Consider the following 18,340-nt stretch of genomic DNA (forward strand, 5'->3'; position numbering starts at 1 on the left):
CCATGACGGTGATCATCGCAGGCGGCGGCATTGGCGGGCTCAGCCTCGGGCTGTCCCTGCACCAGCTTGGCATCCCCTTCCACGTCGTCGAGGCGGTGGCGCATGTGAAGCCGCTGGGCGTCGGCATCAACCTGCAACCGCATTCGGTGCGCGAGTTGTTCGAGCTTGGCCTGGAATCGGAGTTGGACAAGATCGGGCTGCGCACCGAAGAGGTCGCCTATTTCTCGGCCCAAGGCCAGCTCATCTGGTCCGAGCCGCGCGGGATGGAGGCGGGCTATCGCTGGCCACAATACTCGATTCATCGCGGCGAGTTGCAGTTCCTGCTCTACCGCGAGCTTCTGCGCCGCTGCGGCCCGGAGGTCATCACCACCGGCGCGGCGCTGAAGGGCTGGCGCGAGGATGCGAATGGCGTGACCGTCGCGCTTGAGAACCGGCGCACCGGCGAGGCGCTGGGGGATATGCGCGGCGCGGTCCTCATCGGCGCGGACGGGATCAACTCGACCGTGCGCGCCACGCTCTACCCGGGGGAAGGGGGGGCGAAATGGCGCGGCACCATGATGTGGCGCGGCGTAACGAGGGGAAAGCGCTTTTTCACCGGGCGCACCATGGCGATGGCGGGCACGGCGGAACGCAAATTCGTCTGCTACCCGATCCAGGATCACCCCGATGGCGAACAGCGCATCAACTGGATTGCCGACCTGTCGCGCCCGGAGGATTACCCCTGGAACCGGCAGGACTGGAACCGCGAGGGGCACCTGTCCGATTTCGCGCCCGCATTCGCCGATTGGCGCTTTGACTGGCTGGACATCCCCGCCCTGATCGAGGCGGCGGAAGGCGTCTGGGAATACCCGATGGTCGACCGCGACCCGCTGCCGCGCTGGAGCCATGGGCGCGTCACGCTGCTGGGCGATGCGGCGCATGCGATGTATCCCATCGGTTCCAACGGCGCGACGCAGGCCATTATCGACGCCCGCGTGCTGGCGCGCGAGTTGAACCGGGCGGGCGGGCCGCAGGCGCTGGCCGCCTATGACGCGGCGCGGCGCGAGGCGGTCAACAAGCTGGTGGAGCTCAACCGGGGCGATGGGCCCGACAAGGTGCTGGACGAGGTCGCGGCCCGCGCGCCGGACGGGTTCGACGACATCTCGGACGTGATGAGCGCCGAGGAACTGGACAATATTGCCCGCAGCTACAAGGCCGTTGCCGGGTTCGACGTCGACAAGTTGAACGCGCGCGGCCCGCTGATCGAAGGCTAGGAAAGGGAACGAGACTATGGGGTTGGCACCTGAATTGGAACGGTCCATCGGCCGGGGGATCGAGCGGTTCGCCCGCTACCTCGCCTATGGCGGCGGCATCGTGCTGGCGGCGGTCGCGCTGATGGTCGTGGCTTCGGTCATCGGCCGGGCGCTGGATGGCTTCGGCCTTTCCCCGGTGCGCGGCGATTACGAGCTTGTGCAGACGGGCTGTGGCCTCGCGGTCTTCGCCTTCCTGCCCTGGTGCCAGTTCAATCGCGGCCATGTCAGCGTCGATATCCTGGTGACGCAGTTTCCGATGCGCAGTCAGGCGTTTTTCGGCCTCATCGGCGACATCCTGATTACGCTGGCCGCCTTTGTCATCGCCTGGCGGATATGGGCGGGCTTCGGCGAGAAATTCCCCTATGGCAGCGACGGCCTGCGCGAGGCATTGAGCATGGGCCATCGCCCGTTCTTCCCCGAAACCACTTATGAGCTGTCGATCCCGATGTGGATTCCCTTCGGCCTCGCCTTCCTCTTTTCGGCCCTCTTCTTCCTTACCGCGCTCTACACCGTGTGGCGCGCGCTCAACTGGACCCTTCAGGGCCGGGAGCAACTGGCATGACCGGTCTTGAACTTGCCATCGCGGCCTTTGCCCTCATGCTGGTGGCGATCTTCTTTCGGGCGCCCATCGGCGTGGCCATGGGAATCACCGGCTTCGTTGGCACCTGGTATTACCTCGGCAACCCGAACGCGCCGCTTTCCCTGATGAAATCGCTGACCTACGAAACCTTCTCCAGCTACTCGCTGTCGATCGTTCCGCTGTTCCTGCTGATGGGACAATTCGCAACGAAATCAGGCATGTCGGCGGCATTGTTCAAGGCCGCGTCCGACTGGCTCGGGCACCGGCGGGGCGGTGTCGCCATGGCTGCCGTGGGGGCCTGCGCGGGGTTTGGCGCGGTCTGCGGGTCTTCGCTCGCCACCGCCTCCACCATGGGCCAGGTGGCGCTGCCCGAGATGCGCAAGCGTGGCTATGCCGACAGCCTGAGCACCGGGGTCCTGGCCGCGGGCGGCACGCTTGGCATCCTGATCCCGCCCTCGATCATCCTGGTGATCTACGCCATCCTGGCCGAGCAGAATATCGTCAAGATGTTCATCGCGGCGCTGGTGCCGGGCATCCTGGCGGCACTTGGCTATATGCTGACAGTGGCAATCTACTGCTGGTTCAAGCCCGATGCCGGCCCCGCGCTGGACCGCGTGCCGATGGGCCGGCGCATCCGCGACCTGGGCCAGATCTGGCCCGTGGTGGTGATCTTCGGCCTCGTCATGGGCGGGATCGCGGCGGACTGGAACTGGACGCAGGAGGGGGTTCAGGCCCTCTTCACCCCCACCGAAGGCGCCGCCGTGGGCGCCGTGGCTACCGGGATTTACGGCGTGTTCTCAGGCGGTCTGACCTGGCGCGGCTTCCTCGATTCGGTGCTGTCGGCGGCCAGCTCCACCGCGATGATCTTCTTCATCGTGTTGGGCGCGCATATGTTCAACTCGTTCCTCGCCTTTACCAACGCGCCGCAGCAACTGGCCGACTGGATCAGCGGCCAGGGCTTCGCGCCGCTTCTGGTGCTGACGATCATGCTGGCGACCTATCTGATCTTCGGCTGCGTGATGGATTCGCTCAGCATGATCCTGCTGACCATCCCGATCTTCTTTCCCATCGTGCAGGCGCTGGACTGGGAGATCCTGGGCTATGCGATGAACCAGGAGCAATCGGCGATCTGGTTCGGTATCCTGGCGCTGATTGTGGTCGAGGTCGGGCTGATCACGCCGCCGGTGGGCATCAACCTCTTCATCATCAACTCGATGGCGCGCGACATTCCGATTGCCCGGACCTATGCGGGCGTCGCGCCCTTCGTGGCCTCGGACCTCATCCGCGTCGTGGTGCTGGTGGCCTTCCCCGGTATCACGCTGTGGCTGGTGGGCGTGATGTTCTGACGATGGGATATTGACGATGCGGGGGCGGGCGACTAGACCCTCCCTCGCGTTGCCCGAGTGGCGGAATTGGTAGACGCAGGGGATTCAAAATCCCCCGCCGCAAGGCTTGTCGGTTCGAGTCCGACCTCGGGTACCATCGGTCGTTCTGGCAAGAGCGACCAAGGCGGCAGTCGCTCTGCAAGAGCGACGAGAGCCAACATCAGAAATCCCGCAAGAGACCGCGACGGCCACTCCGCGCCTTGCATGGGCGATGAGAGCCTCATCCCCCACGAAAAACGCGCCCCCTGAATTCTCAGGAGGCGCGCTATTGGCGTTTCGACTGGGGGTGGGGTCCAGGATCTTCCCGATCAGTCGAGGCCAACCTGAAACAGCAGGCCCGTCTGGCAGCCGTCGCCCTGGGCGACATTGGCGTTTGCACCGTTGCCGAACTGGAAGATGCCGTAGCTGTCGCAGCCGTTCTGGCTCAGCGTGCCGCTATTGCCGTTGCCTTCCTGATAGATAACGCCCTGGTTGCCACCGCCGGACTGGCCGAGGCCGGCACCATTGCCGTTGCCGTTCTGCAAAACCTGCGCCGGATCGCCGCCATTGGCGATCTGGAAAATGCCAAGACCCAGGCGGATCATGTTGGCCTCTTCGGCATTGGTGGGGTTCACCTCGAAGCTGAGGGTGCCACCGGCCATTGCGGCGGGGGCGGCGAGCGTGGTCAGGGCGAGGGTGGCGGCGATGAAGGTCTTGCGGATCATGGGTCTGGTTCCTTTGAATAAATTTGCTGTTGGCTGGTGTCTCTGTGTTGATGATTCTACTTTAGTGTCTGAAAGACACTAAGTCAACACCGAATTACAGGTTGGTGGCACAATTATAGGTCGCGCCGTTCACCGACAGGACCATGGTGGCGTCGTAGCGCGACGGGTCGCCCGACAGGTTGGCCTGGCCCAGGGTCACGATCTCGCCTTCGCGGGCCGAGAACGCGCCGCCCTGGCGGATATTGGTGCCACCGCCCGACAGCGTCAGGGCATAGGTGCCGGTCATGGCCTCATGGGCCTGAACCCGGCCCTGGAAATGCACCATGGCGCCGGTCTGGTCGACGGCGATGTCGCAGGCCAGCGGGGCCGTGGCGGCGGCGGTGGTCGTGGTCGCGTTGCTGACGGCAGCGATCCCCAGGCCGGCCAGGATCACGGCGGCGGGAAGGGCGGTGCGCAGGTTGAGGATATTTACGTAAGTCATTGAAGAAGTATCCTTTTGTTGGTGGTCAGGCGGGGGCCTTGACGCGGGGGGTGTGTGTGAGACGGCTGCAAACCGGGGGAAATCGGAAAAGGATGGGGCACAAGATCCGGGGGGCGGGGGCGGGATCACCGCTCCGCCCCCCGGGGGATTGTCGATGCCGATCGGCTTAGTTCTGGACGATCACGGCGGTGTTGCCGGTGCCGACCTGGCTGGAGGAGGCCGAGTTGCCAAAGCCGTTCTGGATGATGGCGACGCCGTTGCCATAGCCGAGCTGGCCGGTCGAGGCGGAGTTGTAGGCGCCGTTCTGGGCGATGCCGGACACGTTGCCCGAGCCGTAGGTCGCCGCGGAGGCCGCGTTGCCATAGCCGGTCTGGCCGATCACGGTGGTGTTCCAGTTGCCGTTCTGGGTGGCGGCGGCGCTGTTGTAGTTGCCGTTCTGGTAGATGCCCATGTCGTTGAACCACCCGGTCTGTGCACCGGCGGCGGCGTTACCCACGCCCCACTGCTGGACATTGACATAGGAGCCGTTGGCAGAGGCGGCACCTGCGACGGGCAGGGCGATCATCAGGGACAGGGCGGCGGTCTTGAAGAGCTTGGAGAAAGTCATTTTGAAAAGATCCTTTGGGTTGGTGGGTTGAATGGTCTTGGTTGCGATGAAACTAATTTAGTGTGCTTTGCACACTAAGTCAAGAACTTTTTACTGGGTGGCGGCACAATTGTAGGTGCTGCCGTTCACGGAAAGGGTCAGGGCCGCGCTGGTGCGAGCAGAGGTGCCGGACAGGTTGGCCTGGCCGATCGTGACGGTTTCGCCGGCGCGGGCGGAGAACGGCCCGCCCTGGGCGATATTGGTGCCGGGCCCGGTCAGGCGCAGGCTGTAGGTTCCGGAAACCGCCTCATTGGCGTGGACGCGGCCCTGGTAGGTGACGATGGCGCCGCTCTGGGTGACGGCGATGTCGCAGGAAAGCGGTCCGGCGGAGGAGGGGCGCGGGGTGGTTGCGGTCGCGGTGCACGCGGCGGTCAGACCGAGCCCGGCGAGAAAAACGGAGGCTTTGGCCAGTCGACGAATTTTCGGGGCGGTGAAGGGGGTCATGGGTCTGATCCTTGGGGCGCGGTGCTGCGGAAAAATCTTGGGGTCGTGCTTGGGGTCGTGAAGGAGGGCGCGCGGGGGGCAGGGAGGGCACTCTGCCCCCCGCGCTTCAGGGTCATCGGGCTTAGTGCTGGACGATGACCGAGACGTTGCCGGAGCCGACCTGAGTGGCCGAGGCGTTGTTGCCGTTGCCCATCTGGATCACGCCGATGGCGTTGCCATTGCCGAGCTGGCCAATATCGGCGGTGTTGCCATTGCCCTGCTGGGCGATGCCGACGATGTTGCCCGAGCCGATGGTCGTGGCCGATGCGCCGTTGCCGTACCCGGTCTGGCCAACAACAGTGGTGTTGAAGTTGCCGTCCTGGCTGGCGATGGTCGTGTTGTAGGCACCGTTCTGGTAGATGCCCATGTCGTTGAGGAACCCGGTCTGTGCGCCGGCGGCGCCGTTGCCGTAGCCATACTGCTGGACGTTGACATAGGAGCCGTTGGCCGAAGCTGCACCTGCGACGGGCAGGGCGATCATCAGGGTCAGGGCGGCGGTCTTGAGGGTCTTGGAGAAAGTCATTGTGAAAAGTCCTCTTCGGGGGTCGGTGTGAATGGGTTGATGCGTTCGTCTTGATGTTGCGGGGGTCGCATGTCGTTTCGGGTTTGGGCGGCGTCTGCATCGTGGCGTCAGCCGATGACCAACACTTGGCCCGATCCGCCGGGGTCAGACAATATCGGCGCGGAGAAAGCTGATAACAGCGAGTTAGTCATTGGATAACACGAACTCAGATGGCAATGTTATTGGATAACACGGGTATATAAATGCAGGTATATCAACATGTTAAAGGGTCGCTCTGAATGTCTTCCCGATCCGCTCCAGCCTGTTCGTGTAAAAACGCCCAAAATAAATTCCGAAACCGATAACACGGGCCAAACCGCGCGCGCGCCGATAACAATCCAATAACGTGTAAAAATCACACTAATGTGACTCGTTCTGCGCGTCCGACCCCTGGATTCCGCCGACTGATTCCCCCGCTTCCACCGTCACCCGAATCGTGCCGCGCCGCCCCGTCGTCCAGCTTGCGGTTGAAAATTCCGTCGGTCCGGGCAATCTGGGCGCATGAGGCCCTTCAACTGCCCCAATTGCGGTGACACCATCGCCCCCGCCCTCGCGCGGGTGAAGATGATGACCTGTCCGTCATGCGGCACCACGCTGCTGTTGGAGGATGAGGCCGTGCGCCTGGCGGGGCGCGAAGGCGTCATGCACGCTGCGCCGACGCTGATCGGCCTGGGCGACAGCGTGACGCTCGGGCGCAGCACCGTCGAGATCCACGGCCATGCGCGATTCTCCTACGGGCGCGGGTTCTGGGACGAGTTCTGGGGCGTGACCGGTTCGGGCGCGTCGCGGTGGGTCTCGGTCGATGAGGGCGACGTGGTCTATCAGCGCCCGCTGGAACCGGAGGATTGGCCGCGCCATAACGGGCATTTCCGTACCGATGGGCACCTGATCGCGGCCGGTGACGAGTTTGACATCCTCGAACTGGACAGCGCCCAATGCGTCGCCGTCGCGGGCTCCTTCGACGAGGCGCTTATGGTGGGCGAGACCTACCGCTTCGTGAACGCCCAATCGCCGCGCGGCAGGCTCCTGTCCGGCGAGATCTGGCAGGGCGGCGAAAGCTGGTTCCTGGGGGACTGGTTCGACCCGTTCGAGATCTCCGTGCGGAAGGCCCCGGCATGAGCCGCGCGCCCGAACTGACCACGATCAACTGCACCTCCTGCGGGGCGGGGCTGGACGTGCTTGGCGGCGGCCGCGTCGTGGCCCATATCTGCGGCTATTGCGGGGCCGAGCTGGACGCGCAGCATGATTACCAGGTTCTGGCCAGGTTCGACGGGCTGGAACGGCCCGATTCCCCCTTCAGGATCGGCATGACCGGCACGCTTTTCGGCGTCCAGTACACCGTGATCGGCACGCTGGAGCATCGCGAGAGATGGGGCGCGCAGGTCTGGACCTGGATCGACCACCAGCTTTTCTCGCCGACCCACGGCTATGCCTGGATCACGGTCGAGGAGGGCCACCTGGTCTTTACCCGCCGCTACCGCCGCCCGGTCTGGATGTCGGTGGCCAGGGTCGAAACCTCCGAGCATCGCCCGTCGGTCTCGTCGCGCGGGCAGCGCTACAATTACTACGAGACATCGACCAGTGAGATCACCTTCGCCGAGGGGGAGTTCACCTGGGCCCCGCGCATCGGCGACCGCACCACGACGGTCAGCGCGCTTGGCACCGACGCCATGCTTGGCTTTTCCGAGACCGGGACCGAACGCGAGGTCTACCGCTCCACCTACCTGCCGCGCGCCGAGGCCGAGGCGGGGTTCGGCATCGACACCGGGTTGCGCCCCCAGGGCATCCACCCGCTGCAAAGCTACAAGGCAGGGCGGCATGACCGCTTCCTGCGCAACACCTGCCTGGCGCTGGCGCTTGTGACGGCCCTCATCGGCCTGTTCATGGGCGGCCGCGACGGCACGACATTCCTGCCCGAACAGCGCTTCGCGGCGAACGCCCTGCCGCAGACCGTCACATTCGACGTCACCGATGCCACCGGCCTCACCGATATTCGCCTGCAAGGCGACGTGCGCAATTCCTGGGCCTATCTGACGGTGGAGCTGGAAGACCCCGAGGGCGAGCCCCTCTTCGAGGCCGGACGCACCGTCGAATATTATTTCGGCCGCGACAGCGACGGCAACTGGAGCGAGGGGCGCAGGTGGTCCACCCTGCGCTTCCGCCCCGAGACAACCGGCACCTACACGATGAATCTGGGGCTAGAGGAACAGGGCCATTGGCCCAATACCAGCGCCGGGGGCGCGGCGCTCAGCCAGGTCACCGTCAGCGTGGCGGGCGGGCGGTCCAGCGGGTTCTGGCTTTACCTGCTTGCCGGCATCTTTGCGCTTGGCGGTGGCAGCTTCCTTGCGCGCCGGTTCTGGCACCACACCCGCCGCTGGCGCGGCTCGGACTGGACGGATGAGGATTGAGATGAGCCTGTTTCGCATAGCCTTTCTGGTCATATCCATCGGTGCCATTGCCGGAACCGGCTATGTCTCCTATCACGGGTGGGGACGGGCCAGCACCGATCTGGATGCCTCGATCCGCCTGGGCAGCGGTGGCATCGGCGGGATCGGCAATTCACGGGTCAAATAAGCGAGGGTTTTCATGGACGCTTTCTGGAATATCGAACTGGCCGAGCTTGTCGGCACCATCTTCTACACCTTCCTGGGCATGGTCCTTATGGCGATCACCTGGCGCATCATCGTCTGGATATCGCCCTTTTCCATCGTCAAGGAGATCGAGGAGGATCAGAACATCGCGCTGGCGGTGCTGATCGGGATGCTCTTTGTCTCCATGGCCATCATCATCGCGGCTGTCATCGTGTCATGAAGGACAGGCAAGGTCGGGTCTCATGACACCAGCCCAAGGCGCGCGGCTGCGCGCGGTCTGGCTGCTGGCCGCGACATTCCTGGTCGCCGTCGCGGGGCTGATCTACGAGCTGATCGCGGCGACACTCTCCAGCTACCTGTTGGGCGATTCGGTGCGCCAGTTCTCGCTGGTGATCGGAATTTTCCTGTCCTCTATGGGGTTGGGCTCGTGGCTCTCGCGCTATGTGGGCCGGGCCTTCGCGGGCTTTGTCTGGGCGCAGATCCTTCTGGGGCTGGTGGGCGGCTTCATGGCGCCCGTGCTGTTCCTGACCTATGCCTGGATGGGCGACGTGTCGGCGCCGCTCTTCGCGATGCTCATCGCCGTGGGCGTCTTGTCGGGGATGGAGATCCCCCTCATCGCGCGGGTGCTGAAAGAGGAGGGCGCGGGCGCGTTCCGGTTCGAGAACGTGTTGACGGTGGATTATGTCGGCGCGCTGGCGGCCTCTTTGGCTTTCCCCCTGATCATCATCCCGCAGCTTGGCCTGATGTCGGCAAGCCTGGCCTTTGGCGCGCTCAACCTTGCCGTGGCGGGCCTGTCGCTGTGGATCTTCCGCGACCGGGCCACACGCGCGCAGGCGGGCATCTGGGCGCTGGCCTTCGCCGCCTGTCTCGTGGGCCTCGTGCAATCCGAACGGCTGATGGCGCTGACCGAGGTGGGGCTTTACGAGGATGACGTGATCCTGTCCGAGGCGACGCCCTACCAGCAGATCACCGTCACCCGCTTCCGCGACCGGGTGCGGTTCTTCCTCGACCAGGCAATCCAGTTCGATACCGTCGACGAACACCGCTATCACGAGCTTCTGGTGCATCCCGCCATGGGGCTGGCCCCGCGCGTTGAAAATGTGCTGATCCTGGGCGGCGGCGATGGCATGGCCGCGCGCGAAGTGCTGCGCCATGAGGGCGTCGCGGCGATCACCCTGGTCGATCTGGACCCGCGCGTGACAGAGCTTTTCCGTGACCACGCGCAACTTGCGCCGCTCAATGATCACGCGCTCAGCGATCCGCGCGTGACGATCGTCAATCAGGACGCCTGGGAATTCATCGAACATGACGAGGCGCTTTATGACGTGGTGATCATCGACCTGCCGGACCCACGCACCCTGGCGCTGTCGCGGCTCTACACGACGCAGTTCTACGGCCTGCTGGCCGAGCGGCTGACCGGGCAGGGACTTATCGTGACGCAATCGGGATCGCCGCTCTTCGCGCGGGCGGCCTTCTGGTCGATTGTCGAAACCTTCGAGGCCACCCGCAACCCGCAAGACCCCGGCGAGGGTCTCAGCGCCTTGCCCTATCACGGCTATGTCCCCAGCTTCGGCGATTGGGGCTTCGTGATCGCCAGCCAGCACGAATTGGCCCCACGCATGCCCGACCTGCCCGAGGGGCTGCGCTTCGTGACGCCGGAAGTCTGGCAAGGGGCGCGGGTCTTCGGGGCCGATACCGCACGGGTGGAGGCCGAGCCCAACTCGCTGCAATCGCATCCGCTGCTGGATTACTACCTTGACGGTTGGGCGACCTGGTTTCCGTGATACCCGGCGCGGGATCAGCCTACACCGCGCCGGCGACTTCCTGACCGCGCAGCACCTCGGTGCGCGCAACCCGCTGTGGTTGCAGCACCTTCTCCAGGTACTCCGCCGCCGCCCGCGCATCCGCCTTGCCGCACATGAAGATGTCCACGGCGGCATAATCGCGTTCGGGCCAGGTGTGGATCGAGATATGCGATTCCGCCAGCAGGGCCACGCCGGTGATCCCGCTGCCCTCTCCGAACCCGTGCAAATGGCACGACAGCACCGTGGCACCGGCGGGCTTCGCCGCCCCGCGCAGCGCCGCCTCCATCCGCCTCGCGTCCCGCAGCATCACCGCCCCGTGCAGGTCCAGCAGGATATGGACGCCGGGGGCGAAGGGGGCACCGCCGCTCATAGCTCGGGCTTGACCCGTCTCAGGGCCTCGCTGCCCAACGGGTAGTGGCAGGCGACGGTGTGGCCCGGTCCGATCTCCTCCAGGTGCAGCTTGCGCGTGGCGCAATCGGGCTGTGCCGCCGGGCAGCGGGTGCGAAAGACGCAGCCCGAGGGCGGCGAAAGGGGGGAGGGCAACTCGCCTTCCAGGATCGGCCTTGGCCGCGCCCGTTCCGCCTTGGGCGAGGGGATCGGGATCGAGGAGATCAGCGCCTTGGTATAGTGATGGCGCGGCGCGCTGATCAGCGTCTCGGCATCGGCCAGTTCGACCACCCGGCCCAGATACATCACCGCGATGCGGGTCGAGATATGGCGCACGACGGAAAGATCATGCGCGATGAAGAGGATCGAGAGGCCCATCTCGCGCTGCAACCGGCTGAGCAGGTTCACCACCTGCGCCTGCACGGACACATCCAGTGCCGAAACAGGTTCGTCGCAGACCACAAGCTCGGGTTCCGTGATCAACGCGCGGGCAATGCCGATGCGCTGGCACTGGCCGCCGGAAAACTCGTGCGGGTAGCGGTTGAGCAGCGTCGGCAGTAGCCCCACCTTCTCCATCATCTCCTGCACCCGGCGCCGCACCTCCGCCTTGGGCGTGTCGGGGTAGTGCGTGATGTAGGGTTCCGCCACCGCCTGACCCACCGTCATGCGCGGGTTCAGCGCGGCCAGCGGATCCTGAAAGATCATCTGCACATGGCGGCCATGCGCGCGGGCCTTGTCGGGGGGCATTTTCGACAGGTCCTGACCCTTCCACGTGACGGTTCCGCCCGATGCGGGAACCGTGCGCACGATGGCGCGCGCCAGTGTCGACTTGCCCGAGCCGCTTTCGCCCACCAGCCCAAGCGTTTCCCCCGGTGCGATGGACAGCGTCGCGTTCGACACCGCGTGCAGCAGGTCGGGCTTGGTCCAGGGCCAGCCTCCGCGCTTGGGGACGGGGAAGGTGACCGAGAGGTCGTCGATCTCAAGGACAGGTGCGGTCATGTCACGTCCTCCATGTCGGCGTGGCAGGCGCGCAGGTGGGTTCCGGTCACGGTCTCCAACCTCGGCATGATCTTGGGGCAGGGCTCATGCGCCAGAGGGCAGCGCGCGGTGAAGGGGCAGCCCGGCGGCAGGGCTGTCAGGTCGGGCGGGTCGCCCGGAATGATCTGCAGATCGCGCTGCGGCACGTCGAGGCGCGGCACCGCCTTCAAAAGACCGAGCGTGTAGGGATGGGTCGGGTTCTCGAACACCTCGTCGGTGCTGCCCGTCTCCATCACCCGGCCGCCATACATCACCAGCGTGCGTTCACAGGCCCCTGCGACGATGCCCAAGTCATGCGTGATGAGGATGATCGCGGCCCCGAAATCGCGCTGGATATCGGCCATCAGCGCCATGATCTGCGCCTGCACGGTCACATCCAGCGCCGTGGTCGGTTCATCCGCGATCAGAAGTTTCGGCTTACAAAGCAAGGACATGGCGATCATGATCCGCTGCCGCATGCCGCCGGAAAACTCATGCGGATACATGCGCAGCCGCGATTTCGCGTCCGGGATCCGCACCGCATCCAGCATCTTGGCGCTTTCATCCAGCGCGCGGCGCTTCGACAGGCCCTTGTGCAGTTGCAGCACCTCGGCCATCTGGTCGCCCACGCGCATGAACGGGTTCAGCGACGTCATCGGGTCCTGGAAGATCATCGAGATCTTCTCGGCCCGGATCGCATTCAGCTTTTCCTCGGGCAGGTTCAGGATCTCGCGCCCCTCGAACCTGACCGAGCCCTCGGCGCGCCCGTTCCGGGCCAGCAGCCCGAGCGTCGCAAAGGCCAGCTGCGTCTTGCCCGAGCCGCTTTCGCCGACAATGGCCAGCGTCTCGCCCGCGTCGAGGTCGAAGGACAGGCCATTGACGGCGCTGACGGTGCCATCCGGCGTCGAGAATTTCACCGACAGGTCGTCGATCTGCAGAAGGGGCGTCGTCATCAGCGGTCTTTCGGGTCGAGCGCGTCACGCAACCCGTCGCCCACGAAGAAGAAGGCGAAGAGGGTGATCACGAAGAAGAAGAGGGGGAAGCCCAGGATCCACAGAAGGCCGTTATTCATCTCGGCCGCACCATCATTGATCAGCGCGCCCCAGGAGGTCAGCGGCTCCTGCACGCCGAGGCCGAGGAAGGAGATGAAGCTTTCGTAGATGATCATTGAGGGCACCAGCAGGGTGGAATAGACGATCACCACGCCCAGGAGGTTGGGCACGATATGGCGCATGATGATGGTGAAGGGGCGCACGCCGGTGGCCTGGGCGGCCTCCACGAATTCCTTGCCGCGCAGCGTCAGGGTTTGCCCCCGCGCGATCCGGGCCATGTCCAGCCAGGACACCAACCCGATGCCGATGAAGAGCATCAGCATCGAGCGTCCGAAGACGACCAGAAGCAGGATCAGCACGAACATGTAGGGGATCGACATCAGCACATCGACAATGCGCATCATCAGGTTGTCGAGGCGGCCCCCGAAGAAGCCCGCGACCGCACCGTAGAGCGTGCCGACCCCGACCGCGATCAGCGCGCCGACAATACCGACCATGAGGCTGATCTGCGTGCCCTGCACGGTGCGCGCAAAGAGGTCGCGGCCAAGCGCGTCGGTGCCGAACCAGTGGCCGGTTTCCAGCGATGGGCGCCCCGCCTCGCGGACATTGCCCAACACGGCCCAGTCGATATCCTCGTAATTCCACGGCGCGATGAACGGTCCGATGGCGGCGAAGAGCCCCACGGCGATCAGCACGACCAGCCCGGAGACGGCGGCGCGATTGCGAAAGAAACGCGCCCGCGCATCGGCCCAGAGGGACCGGCCCTTGACGGGCGCGGCCTGCGCAAGGTTATCGGCGGCGGTCTTGGTGGCTAACATGACATCAATACCGGATCTTGGGGTCGATCCAGGCGTAAAGCAGGTCGACCACGAGGTTGAAGAAGATGGTCAGCGCGCCAAGCAGGACGGTGATGCCCATCATCACGCCATAGTCGCGGTTGAGCGCCGAGGCGACGAAGAACTGCCCGATGCCGCCCGTCGAGAAATAGACGTCGATCACCACGGAGCCGGTGATCATGCCCACGAAGGCCGGTCCAAGGTAGGAGATCACGGGCAGCAGCGCGGGTTTCAGCGCATGGCGCATGACCACGCGGCGCATCGGCAGGCCCTTGGCACGCGCCGTGCGGATGTAGTTCGAGGTCAGCACCTCCAGCATCGAGGCCCGCGCGATCCGCGCGATCGAGGCCATGAACGAGGTCGAGAGCGCGATCACCGGCAGGATGATGTATTCCAGTTGCCCGCCCTGCCAGCCGCCGCCCGGCAACCAGCCGAGCCACAGCGTGAAGACCAGCACCAGGATCGGCGCGAGGACGAAGTTGGGCAGCACCTGCGCGCCCACGGAAATCCCGACGGCCAGGTAATCCAGCCAGGTGTTGTGGCGCACGGCGGCGACGATGCCAAGCGTGCCACCAACCAGCACGGCGACCACGAAGCTCCAGAACCCGTAGGTGAGCGTCACGGGAAAACCCTGCGCGATCAAGTCGTTCACGTCCTGGTCGCGGTAGATGAAGGAGGGGCCGAAATCGAACTGCGTGACCAGGTTCCAGATGTAGGAGCCGATCTGCACGATAAAGGGCTGATCCAGCCCGTATTGCCGCTCCAGGTTGGCCAGCACGGCGGGCGGCACGCCGCGTTCCGAGGCAAAGGGGCTGCCCGGCGCGGTATACATCAAGATGAAGGTGCCCACGATCAGGATCAGCATGACCGGAATCGCGATCAGCAGGCGTTTGAGAATATAGCTGAGCATGGCGGCCCCCTAAGGGAAGGCGGGGCGCGCCGCAAGGGGCCGCCCCGCCAGATGGGTCACTCGGCGACGCGGTAGATGTCGCGCACGTACCAGTTGTTTTCGACGTTCTCCATCGGCCAGTTCCGGATGGCCGGGTCAAGCACGAAGTTCTGGGTGTAATGGTAGATCGGGATGATCGCCATTTCCTCGGCCAGGATCTCCTCGACGCGGGTATAGTTCGGCTGCGGATCGGCCATGGTGGCGCTCTCGGCCATCAGGCGGTCCACCTCCTCGCTCTGGAACTTGCCGTCATTATTGGCATTGCGCGAGGTCAGCAGGTCGAGGAAGGTCGATGCCTCGTTGTAATCCCCGCACCAGGCCGAACGGGCCACGTCGAAATTCTGGTTGCCGCGAATGTCCAGGTAGCTCTGCCATTCGAAGTTGCTGAGGTTCACCGTCACGCCAAGCGGACGCCACATCTGGCTGACCACGGTGGCGATCTGGCGGTGGTTCTCGGAGGTGTTGTAGATCAGGTCGATCTCGATCGGGTTCGACGGGCCGTATCCGGCCTCTTCCATCAGCTCCATCGCGCGCTGCTGACGCTCTTCCTGCGACCAGCTGGCATAGTCGATCTCGGGCATCTCGAAGCCTGCCGTCGCCCAGTGGGTGAAGTTGTAGGCCGGGGCCTGACCCGCCTGTAGCACCTGGTCGGTGATCACGTTGCGGTTGATCATGTAGGACAGCGCCTGACGCACGCGGGGGTCTTGCAGCGCCTCATGGCCGCTCTCGCTCTGGTTGACGGTGTAGTAATAGGAGCAGAGCCGCGGCACCGAATGGGCGGTCTCGGGCATCTCTTCCTCAAGCTGCGGGTAGGAGCCCGCGGGCAGGTCGTCCATCATGTCGAACTCACCGGCGCGGAACCGGGTCAGCGCCTGGTTGGCATCGTTGATCACCAGGCCGGTGATCTCGTCCATGATGACGCTGTCGGCGTTCCAGTAATTCGGATTCGGGACCAGGCGGAAGAACTCGTTCACCGCGATTTCATCCAGGATATATGCGCCGTTGGACACGATATTCTCCGGGCTGGTCCAATCGGCGCCATATTCCTCGATGGTGGCCTGATGGGTCGGCATGAAGGTGTAATGCACCACCATCTGCGGGAAATAGGGCAGCGGGGCCTGCAAGGTTACCTGGAGTGTGTAATCGTCCAGCGCCTCGACGGCCAGCTCCTCGGGCGGAATCTCTCCGGCGATGACGGCGGAGGCGCCTTCGATCTGGCTCAACTCGACATACCAGGCATATTCCGACGCGGTGGCGGGGTCGGCGGCGCGGCGCCAGGCATAGACGAAATCCTGCGCCGTCACGGGGTCGCCATTCGACCACATCGCATCCTGGCGCAGGGTAAAGGTCCAGGTCTGGTTGTCCTCCGACGTCCATTCGGTCGCGACACCGGGGCGCAGCTCGCCCTGGTCATCCTGGGTCAGCAGCCCCTCGAATATCTGGCGCGCGACGTGGCCGCCGGCAGTTTCCTCGATCAGTTGCGGGTCGATGGTGGGGAACTGGTCCAGCAGGCGGTAGGAGAAGGTCTGATCCTCGGCCAGCGTCTCGCCGGTTTCGGGATGCGTCTCCTGGGCGAACGCCGCCCCGGACAGGCCAACCGCCAGCGCGGTTGTCATCAGCAACGTGAACTTTGACATTTTTTACTCTCCCAATGTTGGTTTCGACGCCAAAGGGAAACACCGTAGCTGCTGTCCCAATTGGCGGGATGGGTCATGCTCCGCCAAATCGGGGGGGGATGCAACAGGACCTGTCCAAAAGGTCAGGTATTCTGTCGGGTCTCTCCGGCAAACTGGCAAGAACTTGCCACATGGTGCGGGCTGACCCCGCGGCGTCCGGTGTCGAATGGGCGTGACGCATCCGGCAATCGCGCGTAATCAGGCAGAAAAAGGGGGGACCACATGCAGGCGGATTACGTGATCATCGGGTCGGGCTCGGCCGGGGCGGCGCTGGCTTACCGGCTGTCGGAAAGCGGCAGGCATTCGGTGCTGGTGCTGGAGTTCGGCGGCTCGGATTTCGGCCCCTTCATCCAGATGCCCTCGGCGCTCAGCTATCCGATGAACATGCGCCAGTATGACTGGGGCTTTACCTCGCAGCCCGAGCCGAATTTGGCGGGCCGCCGCCTGGCCTGTCCGCGCGGCAAGGTCGTCGGCGGCTCGTCCTCGATCAACGGCATGGTCTATGTGCGCGGCCATGCGGGCGATTTCGACCATTGGCAGGATCAGGGCGCGACCGGCTGGGGCTATTCGCATGTGCTGCCCTATTACCAGCGGATGGAAAACTGGCACGATTGCGGCCATGGCGGCGATCCGGCCTGGCGCGGGCATGACGGCCCGCTGCATGTGACGCGCGGGCTGCGCAGGAACCCGCTTTTCCGGGCCTTTGTCGAGGCCGGACGGCAGGCGGGCTATGAGACCACCGACGATTATAACGGCGAAAAGCAGGAAGGCTTCGGCCCGATGGAGGCCACCGTCTGGAAGGGCCGCCGCTGGTCCGCCGCCAATGCCTATCTGCGCCCCGCGCTGAAACGGCCCAATTGCCAAATGATCCGCTGCCTCGCCCGCCGTGTGGTGATCGAGGAGGGGCGCGCCGTGGGCGTCGAGGTGGCGCGCGGGGGCAGGGTGCAGGTGATCCGCGCGAACCGGGAAGTCATCATTTCGGCCTCCGCCATCAATTCGCCGAAACTCTTGATGCTGTCGGGCATCGGGCCTGCCGCGCATCTGGCCGAACACGGCATCGACATTGTCGCCGACCGTCCGGGCGTGGGGCAGAACCTGCAGGATCATCTGGAGATCTATTTCCAGCAAGCCTGCCTGCAACCGATCACGCTCTTCCGGTACTACAACCTCTGGGGCAAGGCGCTGATCGGGGCGCAATGGCTCTTTACCAAGCGCGGGCTCGGTGCGTCGAACCAGTTCGAATCGGCGGCCTTCCTGCGCTCGGCCCCCGGTATCCGCTACCCCGATATCCAGTTCCATTTCCTGCCCCTCGCGGTGCGCTATGACGGCCAGACCCCGGCGGAAGGCCACGGCTTCCAGGCCCATGTCGGCCCGATGCGCTCCAAGTCTCGCGGCGCGGTGACGCTGGCCTCCGTCGATCCCGCAGCGCCGCCCGAGATCCGCTTCAACTATATGAGCCACCCCGATGACTGGTCCGAGTTCCGCCGCTGCGTGCGCCTGACGCGCGAGATCTTCGCCCAACCCGCCTTCGACCCCTATCGCGGCACCGAGCTTCTGCCCGGCGCGCAGGTGCAGAGCGATGCGGAGATCGACGCCTTCATCGCGGAACACGCCGAAAGCGCCTATCACCCCTGCGGCACCTGCAAGATGGGCGCGGAGGATGATCCGATGGCCGTGGTCGACCCCGAAACCCGTGTCATCGGCGTCGAGCGTCTGCGCGTCGCCGACAGCTCGATCTTTCCGCGTATCACCAATGGCAACCTCAACGCGCCCTCGATCATGACCGGCGAGAAAGCCGCCGATCACATATTGGGGCAGGGGATGCTGCCGCCCTCGAACAAGCGCCCCTGGGTGCATCCCGATTGGCAGACCACCGTCAAGGCGGCAGGGTAGC

Annotated in this window: 20 protein-coding genes and 1 tRNA gene; 10 read left to right on the plus strand and 11 right to left on the minus strand. The window is 64.8% G+C overall.

The genetic code is table 11. The annotated features are described in order from the left end of the window. Nucleotides 1-2: 2 nt before the first annotated feature. The 4 genes from AC13C7_RS12510 to AC13C7_RS12525 all read left to right on the plus strand — a co-directional run bounded on the left by AC13C7_RS12510 (nt 3) and on the right by AC13C7_RS12525 (nt 3,354). Nucleotides 3-1,253 carry a flavin-dependent oxidoreductase gene (locus tag AC13C7_RS12510; RefSeq protein WP_482867676.1) on the plus strand — a complete coding sequence of 417 codons (1,251 nt, stop codon included), beginning with the start codon at nt 3-5 and terminating at the stop codon, nt 1,251-1,253. Nucleotides 1,254-1,269: 16 nt separating this feature from the next. Further along, nucleotides 1,270-1,854, plus strand: coding sequence for a TRAP transporter small permease (locus AC13C7_RS12515; protein ID WP_172321563.1), 585 nt, complete (start codon nt 1,270-1,272; stop codon nt 1,852-1,854). Further along, nucleotides 1,851-3,218 (plus strand): TRAP transporter large permease, encoded by a 1,368-nt coding sequence (locus AC13C7_RS12520; RefSeq protein WP_446117978.1) that lies wholly within the window; start codon nt 1,851-1,853, stop codon nt 3,216-3,218. Before AC13C7_RS12515 ends, AC13C7_RS12520 begins: the two co-directional genes overlap by 4 nt. Nucleotides 3,219-3,269: 51 nt before the next feature. Then, nucleotides 3,270-3,354, plus strand: a tRNA-Leu gene (locus AC13C7_RS12525). Between the two features lie 211 nt (nt 3,355-3,565). Here AC13C7_RS12525 and AC13C7_RS12530 read toward each other — a convergent pair. The 5 genes from AC13C7_RS12530 to AC13C7_RS12550 all read right to left on the minus strand — a co-directional run bounded on the left by AC13C7_RS12530 (nt 3,566) and on the right by AC13C7_RS12550 (nt 6,094). Then, on the minus strand, nt 3,566-3,961 hold the full coding sequence (locus tag AC13C7_RS12530) for a curlin (protein WP_172321565.1): 396 nt from the start codon (nt 3,959-3,961) through the stop codon (nt 3,566-3,568). 94 nt (nt 3,962-4,055) lie between these two features. Beyond that, nucleotides 4,056-4,442: a curli-like amyloid fiber formation chaperone CsgH gene (gene csgH / locus AC13C7_RS12535; RefSeq protein ID WP_446117976.1), complete on the minus strand. Its 387-nt coding sequence runs from the start codon at nt 4,440-4,442 to the stop codon at nt 4,056-4,058. A 166-nt stretch (nt 4,443-4,608) separates the two neighbouring features. Then, nucleotides 4,609-5,049: a hypothetical protein gene (locus tag AC13C7_RS12540; RefSeq protein ID WP_446117974.1), complete on the minus strand. Its 441-nt coding sequence runs from the start codon at nt 5,047-5,049 to the stop codon at nt 4,609-4,611. 90 nt (nt 5,050-5,139) lie between these two features. Next, on the minus strand, nt 5,140-5,532 hold the full coding sequence (csgH, locus tag AC13C7_RS12545) for a curli-like amyloid fiber formation chaperone CsgH (RefSeq protein WP_446117972.1): 393 nt from the start codon (nt 5,530-5,532) through the stop codon (nt 5,140-5,142). Nucleotides 5,533-5,653: 121 nt separating this feature from the next. Next, a complete protein-coding gene (locus AC13C7_RS12550; RefSeq protein ID WP_214647532.1) occupies nt 5,654-6,094 on the minus strand; it encodes a hypothetical protein in 441 nt (146 codons plus the stop codon). 540 nt (nt 6,095-6,634) lie between these two features. On the opposite strand from AC13C7_RS12550, the gene AC13C7_RS12555 reads away from it, so the two are divergent. Genes AC13C7_RS12555 through AC13C7_RS12575 form a run of 5 tightly spaced genes read left to right on the plus strand, consistent with a single transcriptional unit; the run spans nt 6,635 to nt 10,508 of the window. Next, complete coding sequence (locus AC13C7_RS12555; RefSeq protein WP_482867677.1) at nt 6,635-7,252, plus strand: DUF4178 domain-containing protein; 618 nt, start codon at nt 6,635-6,637, stop codon at nt 7,250-7,252. After that, nucleotides 7,249-8,541, plus strand: coding sequence for a DUF4178 domain-containing protein (locus tag AC13C7_RS12560; RefSeq protein WP_172321570.1), 1,293 nt, complete (start codon nt 7,249-7,251; stop codon nt 8,539-8,541). Before AC13C7_RS12555 ends, AC13C7_RS12560 begins: the two co-directional genes overlap by 4 nt. Before the next feature lies 1 nt (nt 8,542). Continuing rightward, nucleotides 8,543-8,707 (plus strand): hypothetical protein, encoded by a 165-nt coding sequence (locus tag AC13C7_RS12565; RefSeq protein ID WP_172321571.1) that lies wholly within the window; start codon nt 8,543-8,545, stop codon nt 8,705-8,707. Nucleotides 8,708-8,719: 12 nt separating this feature from the next. Continuing rightward, entirely contained in the window at nt 8,720-8,944 is a 225-nt protein-coding gene (locus AC13C7_RS12570) for a DUF350 domain-containing protein (RefSeq protein WP_172321572.1), read from the plus strand. 22 nt (nt 8,945-8,966) lie between these two features. Further along, nucleotides 8,967-10,508, plus strand: a complete 1,542-nt coding sequence (locus AC13C7_RS12575) for a polyamine aminopropyltransferase (RefSeq protein WP_482867678.1) — start codon at nt 8,967-8,969, stop codon at nt 10,506-10,508. A 19-nt stretch (nt 10,509-10,527) separates the two neighbouring features. On the opposite strand, the gene speD is transcribed toward AC13C7_RS12575, so the two are convergent. From speD to AC13C7_RS12605, 6 genes are read right to left on the minus strand one after another with little or no spacing between them, the layout of a single operon-like run. Next, nucleotides 10,528-10,899 carry an adenosylmethionine decarboxylase gene (speD, locus tag AC13C7_RS12580; protein WP_482867679.1) on the minus strand — a complete coding sequence of 124 codons (372 nt, stop codon included), beginning with the start codon at nt 10,897-10,899 and terminating at the stop codon, nt 10,528-10,530. Then, nucleotides 10,896-11,915 (minus strand): ABC transporter ATP-binding protein, encoded by a 1,020-nt coding sequence (locus AC13C7_RS12585; RefSeq protein WP_482867680.1) that lies wholly within the window; start codon nt 11,913-11,915, stop codon nt 10,896-10,898. The genes speD and AC13C7_RS12585 overlap by 4 nt, the downstream gene beginning before the upstream one ends. Continuing rightward, complete coding sequence (locus AC13C7_RS12590; protein ID WP_482867681.1) at nt 11,912-12,886, minus strand: oligopeptide/dipeptide ABC transporter ATP-binding protein; 975 nt, start codon at nt 12,884-12,886, stop codon at nt 11,912-11,914. The genes AC13C7_RS12585 and AC13C7_RS12590 overlap by 4 nt, the downstream gene beginning before the upstream one ends. Then, on the minus strand, nt 12,886-13,803 hold the full coding sequence (locus AC13C7_RS12595; protein ID WP_474887708.1) for an ABC transporter permease subunit: 918 nt from the start codon (nt 13,801-13,803) through the stop codon (nt 12,886-12,888). The genes AC13C7_RS12590 and AC13C7_RS12595 overlap by 1 nt, the downstream gene beginning before the upstream one ends. Before the next feature lie 4 nt (nt 13,804-13,807). Continuing rightward, nucleotides 13,808-14,731: an oligopeptide ABC transporter permease OppB gene (oppB, locus tag AC13C7_RS12600; RefSeq protein WP_172321578.1), complete on the minus strand. Its 924-nt coding sequence runs from the start codon at nt 14,729-14,731 to the stop codon at nt 13,808-13,810. A gap of 56 nt (nt 14,732-14,787) precedes the next feature. After that, nucleotides 14,788-16,407: a peptide ABC transporter substrate-binding protein gene (locus tag AC13C7_RS12605; RefSeq protein ID WP_482867682.1), complete on the minus strand. Its 1,620-nt coding sequence runs from the start codon at nt 16,405-16,407 to the stop codon at nt 14,788-14,790. 261 nt (nt 16,408-16,668) lie between these two features. Here AC13C7_RS12605 and betA point away from each other — a divergent pair, with 261 nt between their 5' ends. Then, on the plus strand, nt 16,669-18,339 hold the full coding sequence (betA, locus tag AC13C7_RS12610) for a choline dehydrogenase (protein ID WP_482867683.1): 1,671 nt from the start codon (nt 16,669-16,671) through the stop codon (nt 18,337-18,339). Nucleotide 18,340: the final 1 nt, after the last annotated feature.

It is taken from the genome of Alterinioella sp. B-7 (assembly GCF_056857775.1).

What these genes read in the sequence shown, in the direction of transcription:
- AC13C7_RS12510 (WP_482867676.1), top strand. Translation starts at nt 3, where the DNA reads ATGACGGTGATCATCGCAGGCGGCGGCATTGGCGGGCTCAGCCTCGGG.
- AC13C7_RS12570 (WP_172321572.1), top strand. Translation starts at nt 8,720, where the DNA reads ATGGACGCTTTCTGGAATATCGAACTGGCCGAGCTTGTCGGCACCATC.
- oppB (WP_172321578.1), bottom strand. Translation starts at nt 14,731, where the DNA reads ATGCTCAGCTATATTCTCAAACGCCTGCTGATCGCGATTCCGGTCATG.
- AC13C7_RS12585 (WP_482867680.1), bottom strand. Translation starts at nt 11,915, where the DNA reads ATGACCGCACCTGTCCTTGAGATCGACGACCTCTCGGTCACCTTCCCC.
- AC13C7_RS12575 (WP_482867678.1), top strand. Translation starts at nt 8,967, where the DNA reads ATGACACCAGCCCAAGGCGCGCGGCTGCGCGCGGTCTGGCTGCTGGCC.
- AC13C7_RS12530 (WP_172321565.1), bottom strand. Translation starts at nt 3,961, where the DNA reads ATGATCCGCAAGACCTTCATCGCCGCCACCCTCGCCCTGACCACGCTC.
- AC13C7_RS12520 (WP_446117978.1), top strand. Translation starts at nt 1,851, where the DNA reads ATGACCGGTCTTGAACTTGCCATCGCGGCCTTTGCCCTCATGCTGGTG.
- csgH (WP_446117972.1), bottom strand. Translation starts at nt 5,532, where the DNA reads ATGACCCCCTTCACCGCCCCGAAAATTCGTCGACTGGCCAAAGCCTCC.
- betA (WP_482867683.1), top strand. Translation starts at nt 16,669, where the DNA reads ATGCAGGCGGATTACGTGATCATCGGGTCGGGCTCGGCCGGGGCGGCG.
- AC13C7_RS12560 (WP_172321570.1), top strand. Translation starts at nt 7,249, where the DNA reads ATGAGCCGCGCGCCCGAACTGACCACGATCAACTGCACCTCCTGCGGG.
- AC13C7_RS12550 (WP_214647532.1), bottom strand. Translation starts at nt 6,094, where the DNA reads ATGACTTTCTCCAAGACCCTCAAGACCGCCGCCCTGACCCTGATGATC.
- AC13C7_RS12605 (WP_482867682.1), bottom strand. Translation starts at nt 16,407, where the DNA reads ATGTCAAAGTTCACGTTGCTGATGACAACCGCGCTGGCGGTTGGCCTG.
- speD (WP_482867679.1), bottom strand. Translation starts at nt 10,899, where the DNA reads ATGAGCGGCGGTGCCCCCTTCGCCCCCGGCGTCCATATCCTGCTGGAC.
- AC13C7_RS12565 (WP_172321571.1), top strand. Translation starts at nt 8,543, where the DNA reads ATGAGCCTGTTTCGCATAGCCTTTCTGGTCATATCCATCGGTGCCATT.
- AC13C7_RS12555 (WP_482867677.1), top strand. Translation starts at nt 6,635, where the DNA reads ATGAGGCCCTTCAACTGCCCCAATTGCGGTGACACCATCGCCCCCGCC.
- AC13C7_RS12540 (WP_446117974.1), bottom strand. Translation starts at nt 5,049, where the DNA reads ATGACTTTCTCCAAGCTCTTCAAGACCGCCGCCCTGTCCCTGATGATC.
- csgH (WP_446117976.1), bottom strand. Translation starts at nt 4,442, where the DNA reads ATGACTTACGTAAATATCCTCAACCTGCGCACCGCCCTTCCCGCCGCC.
- AC13C7_RS12595 (WP_474887708.1), bottom strand. Translation starts at nt 13,803, where the DNA reads ATGTTAGCCACCAAGACCGCCGCCGATAACCTTGCGCAGGCCGCGCCC.
- AC13C7_RS12590 (WP_482867681.1), bottom strand. Translation starts at nt 12,886, where the DNA reads ATGACGACGCCCCTTCTGCAGATCGACGACCTGTCGGTGAAATTCTCG.
- AC13C7_RS12515 (WP_172321563.1), top strand. Translation starts at nt 1,270, where the DNA reads ATGGGGTTGGCACCTGAATTGGAACGGTCCATCGGCCGGGGGATCGAG.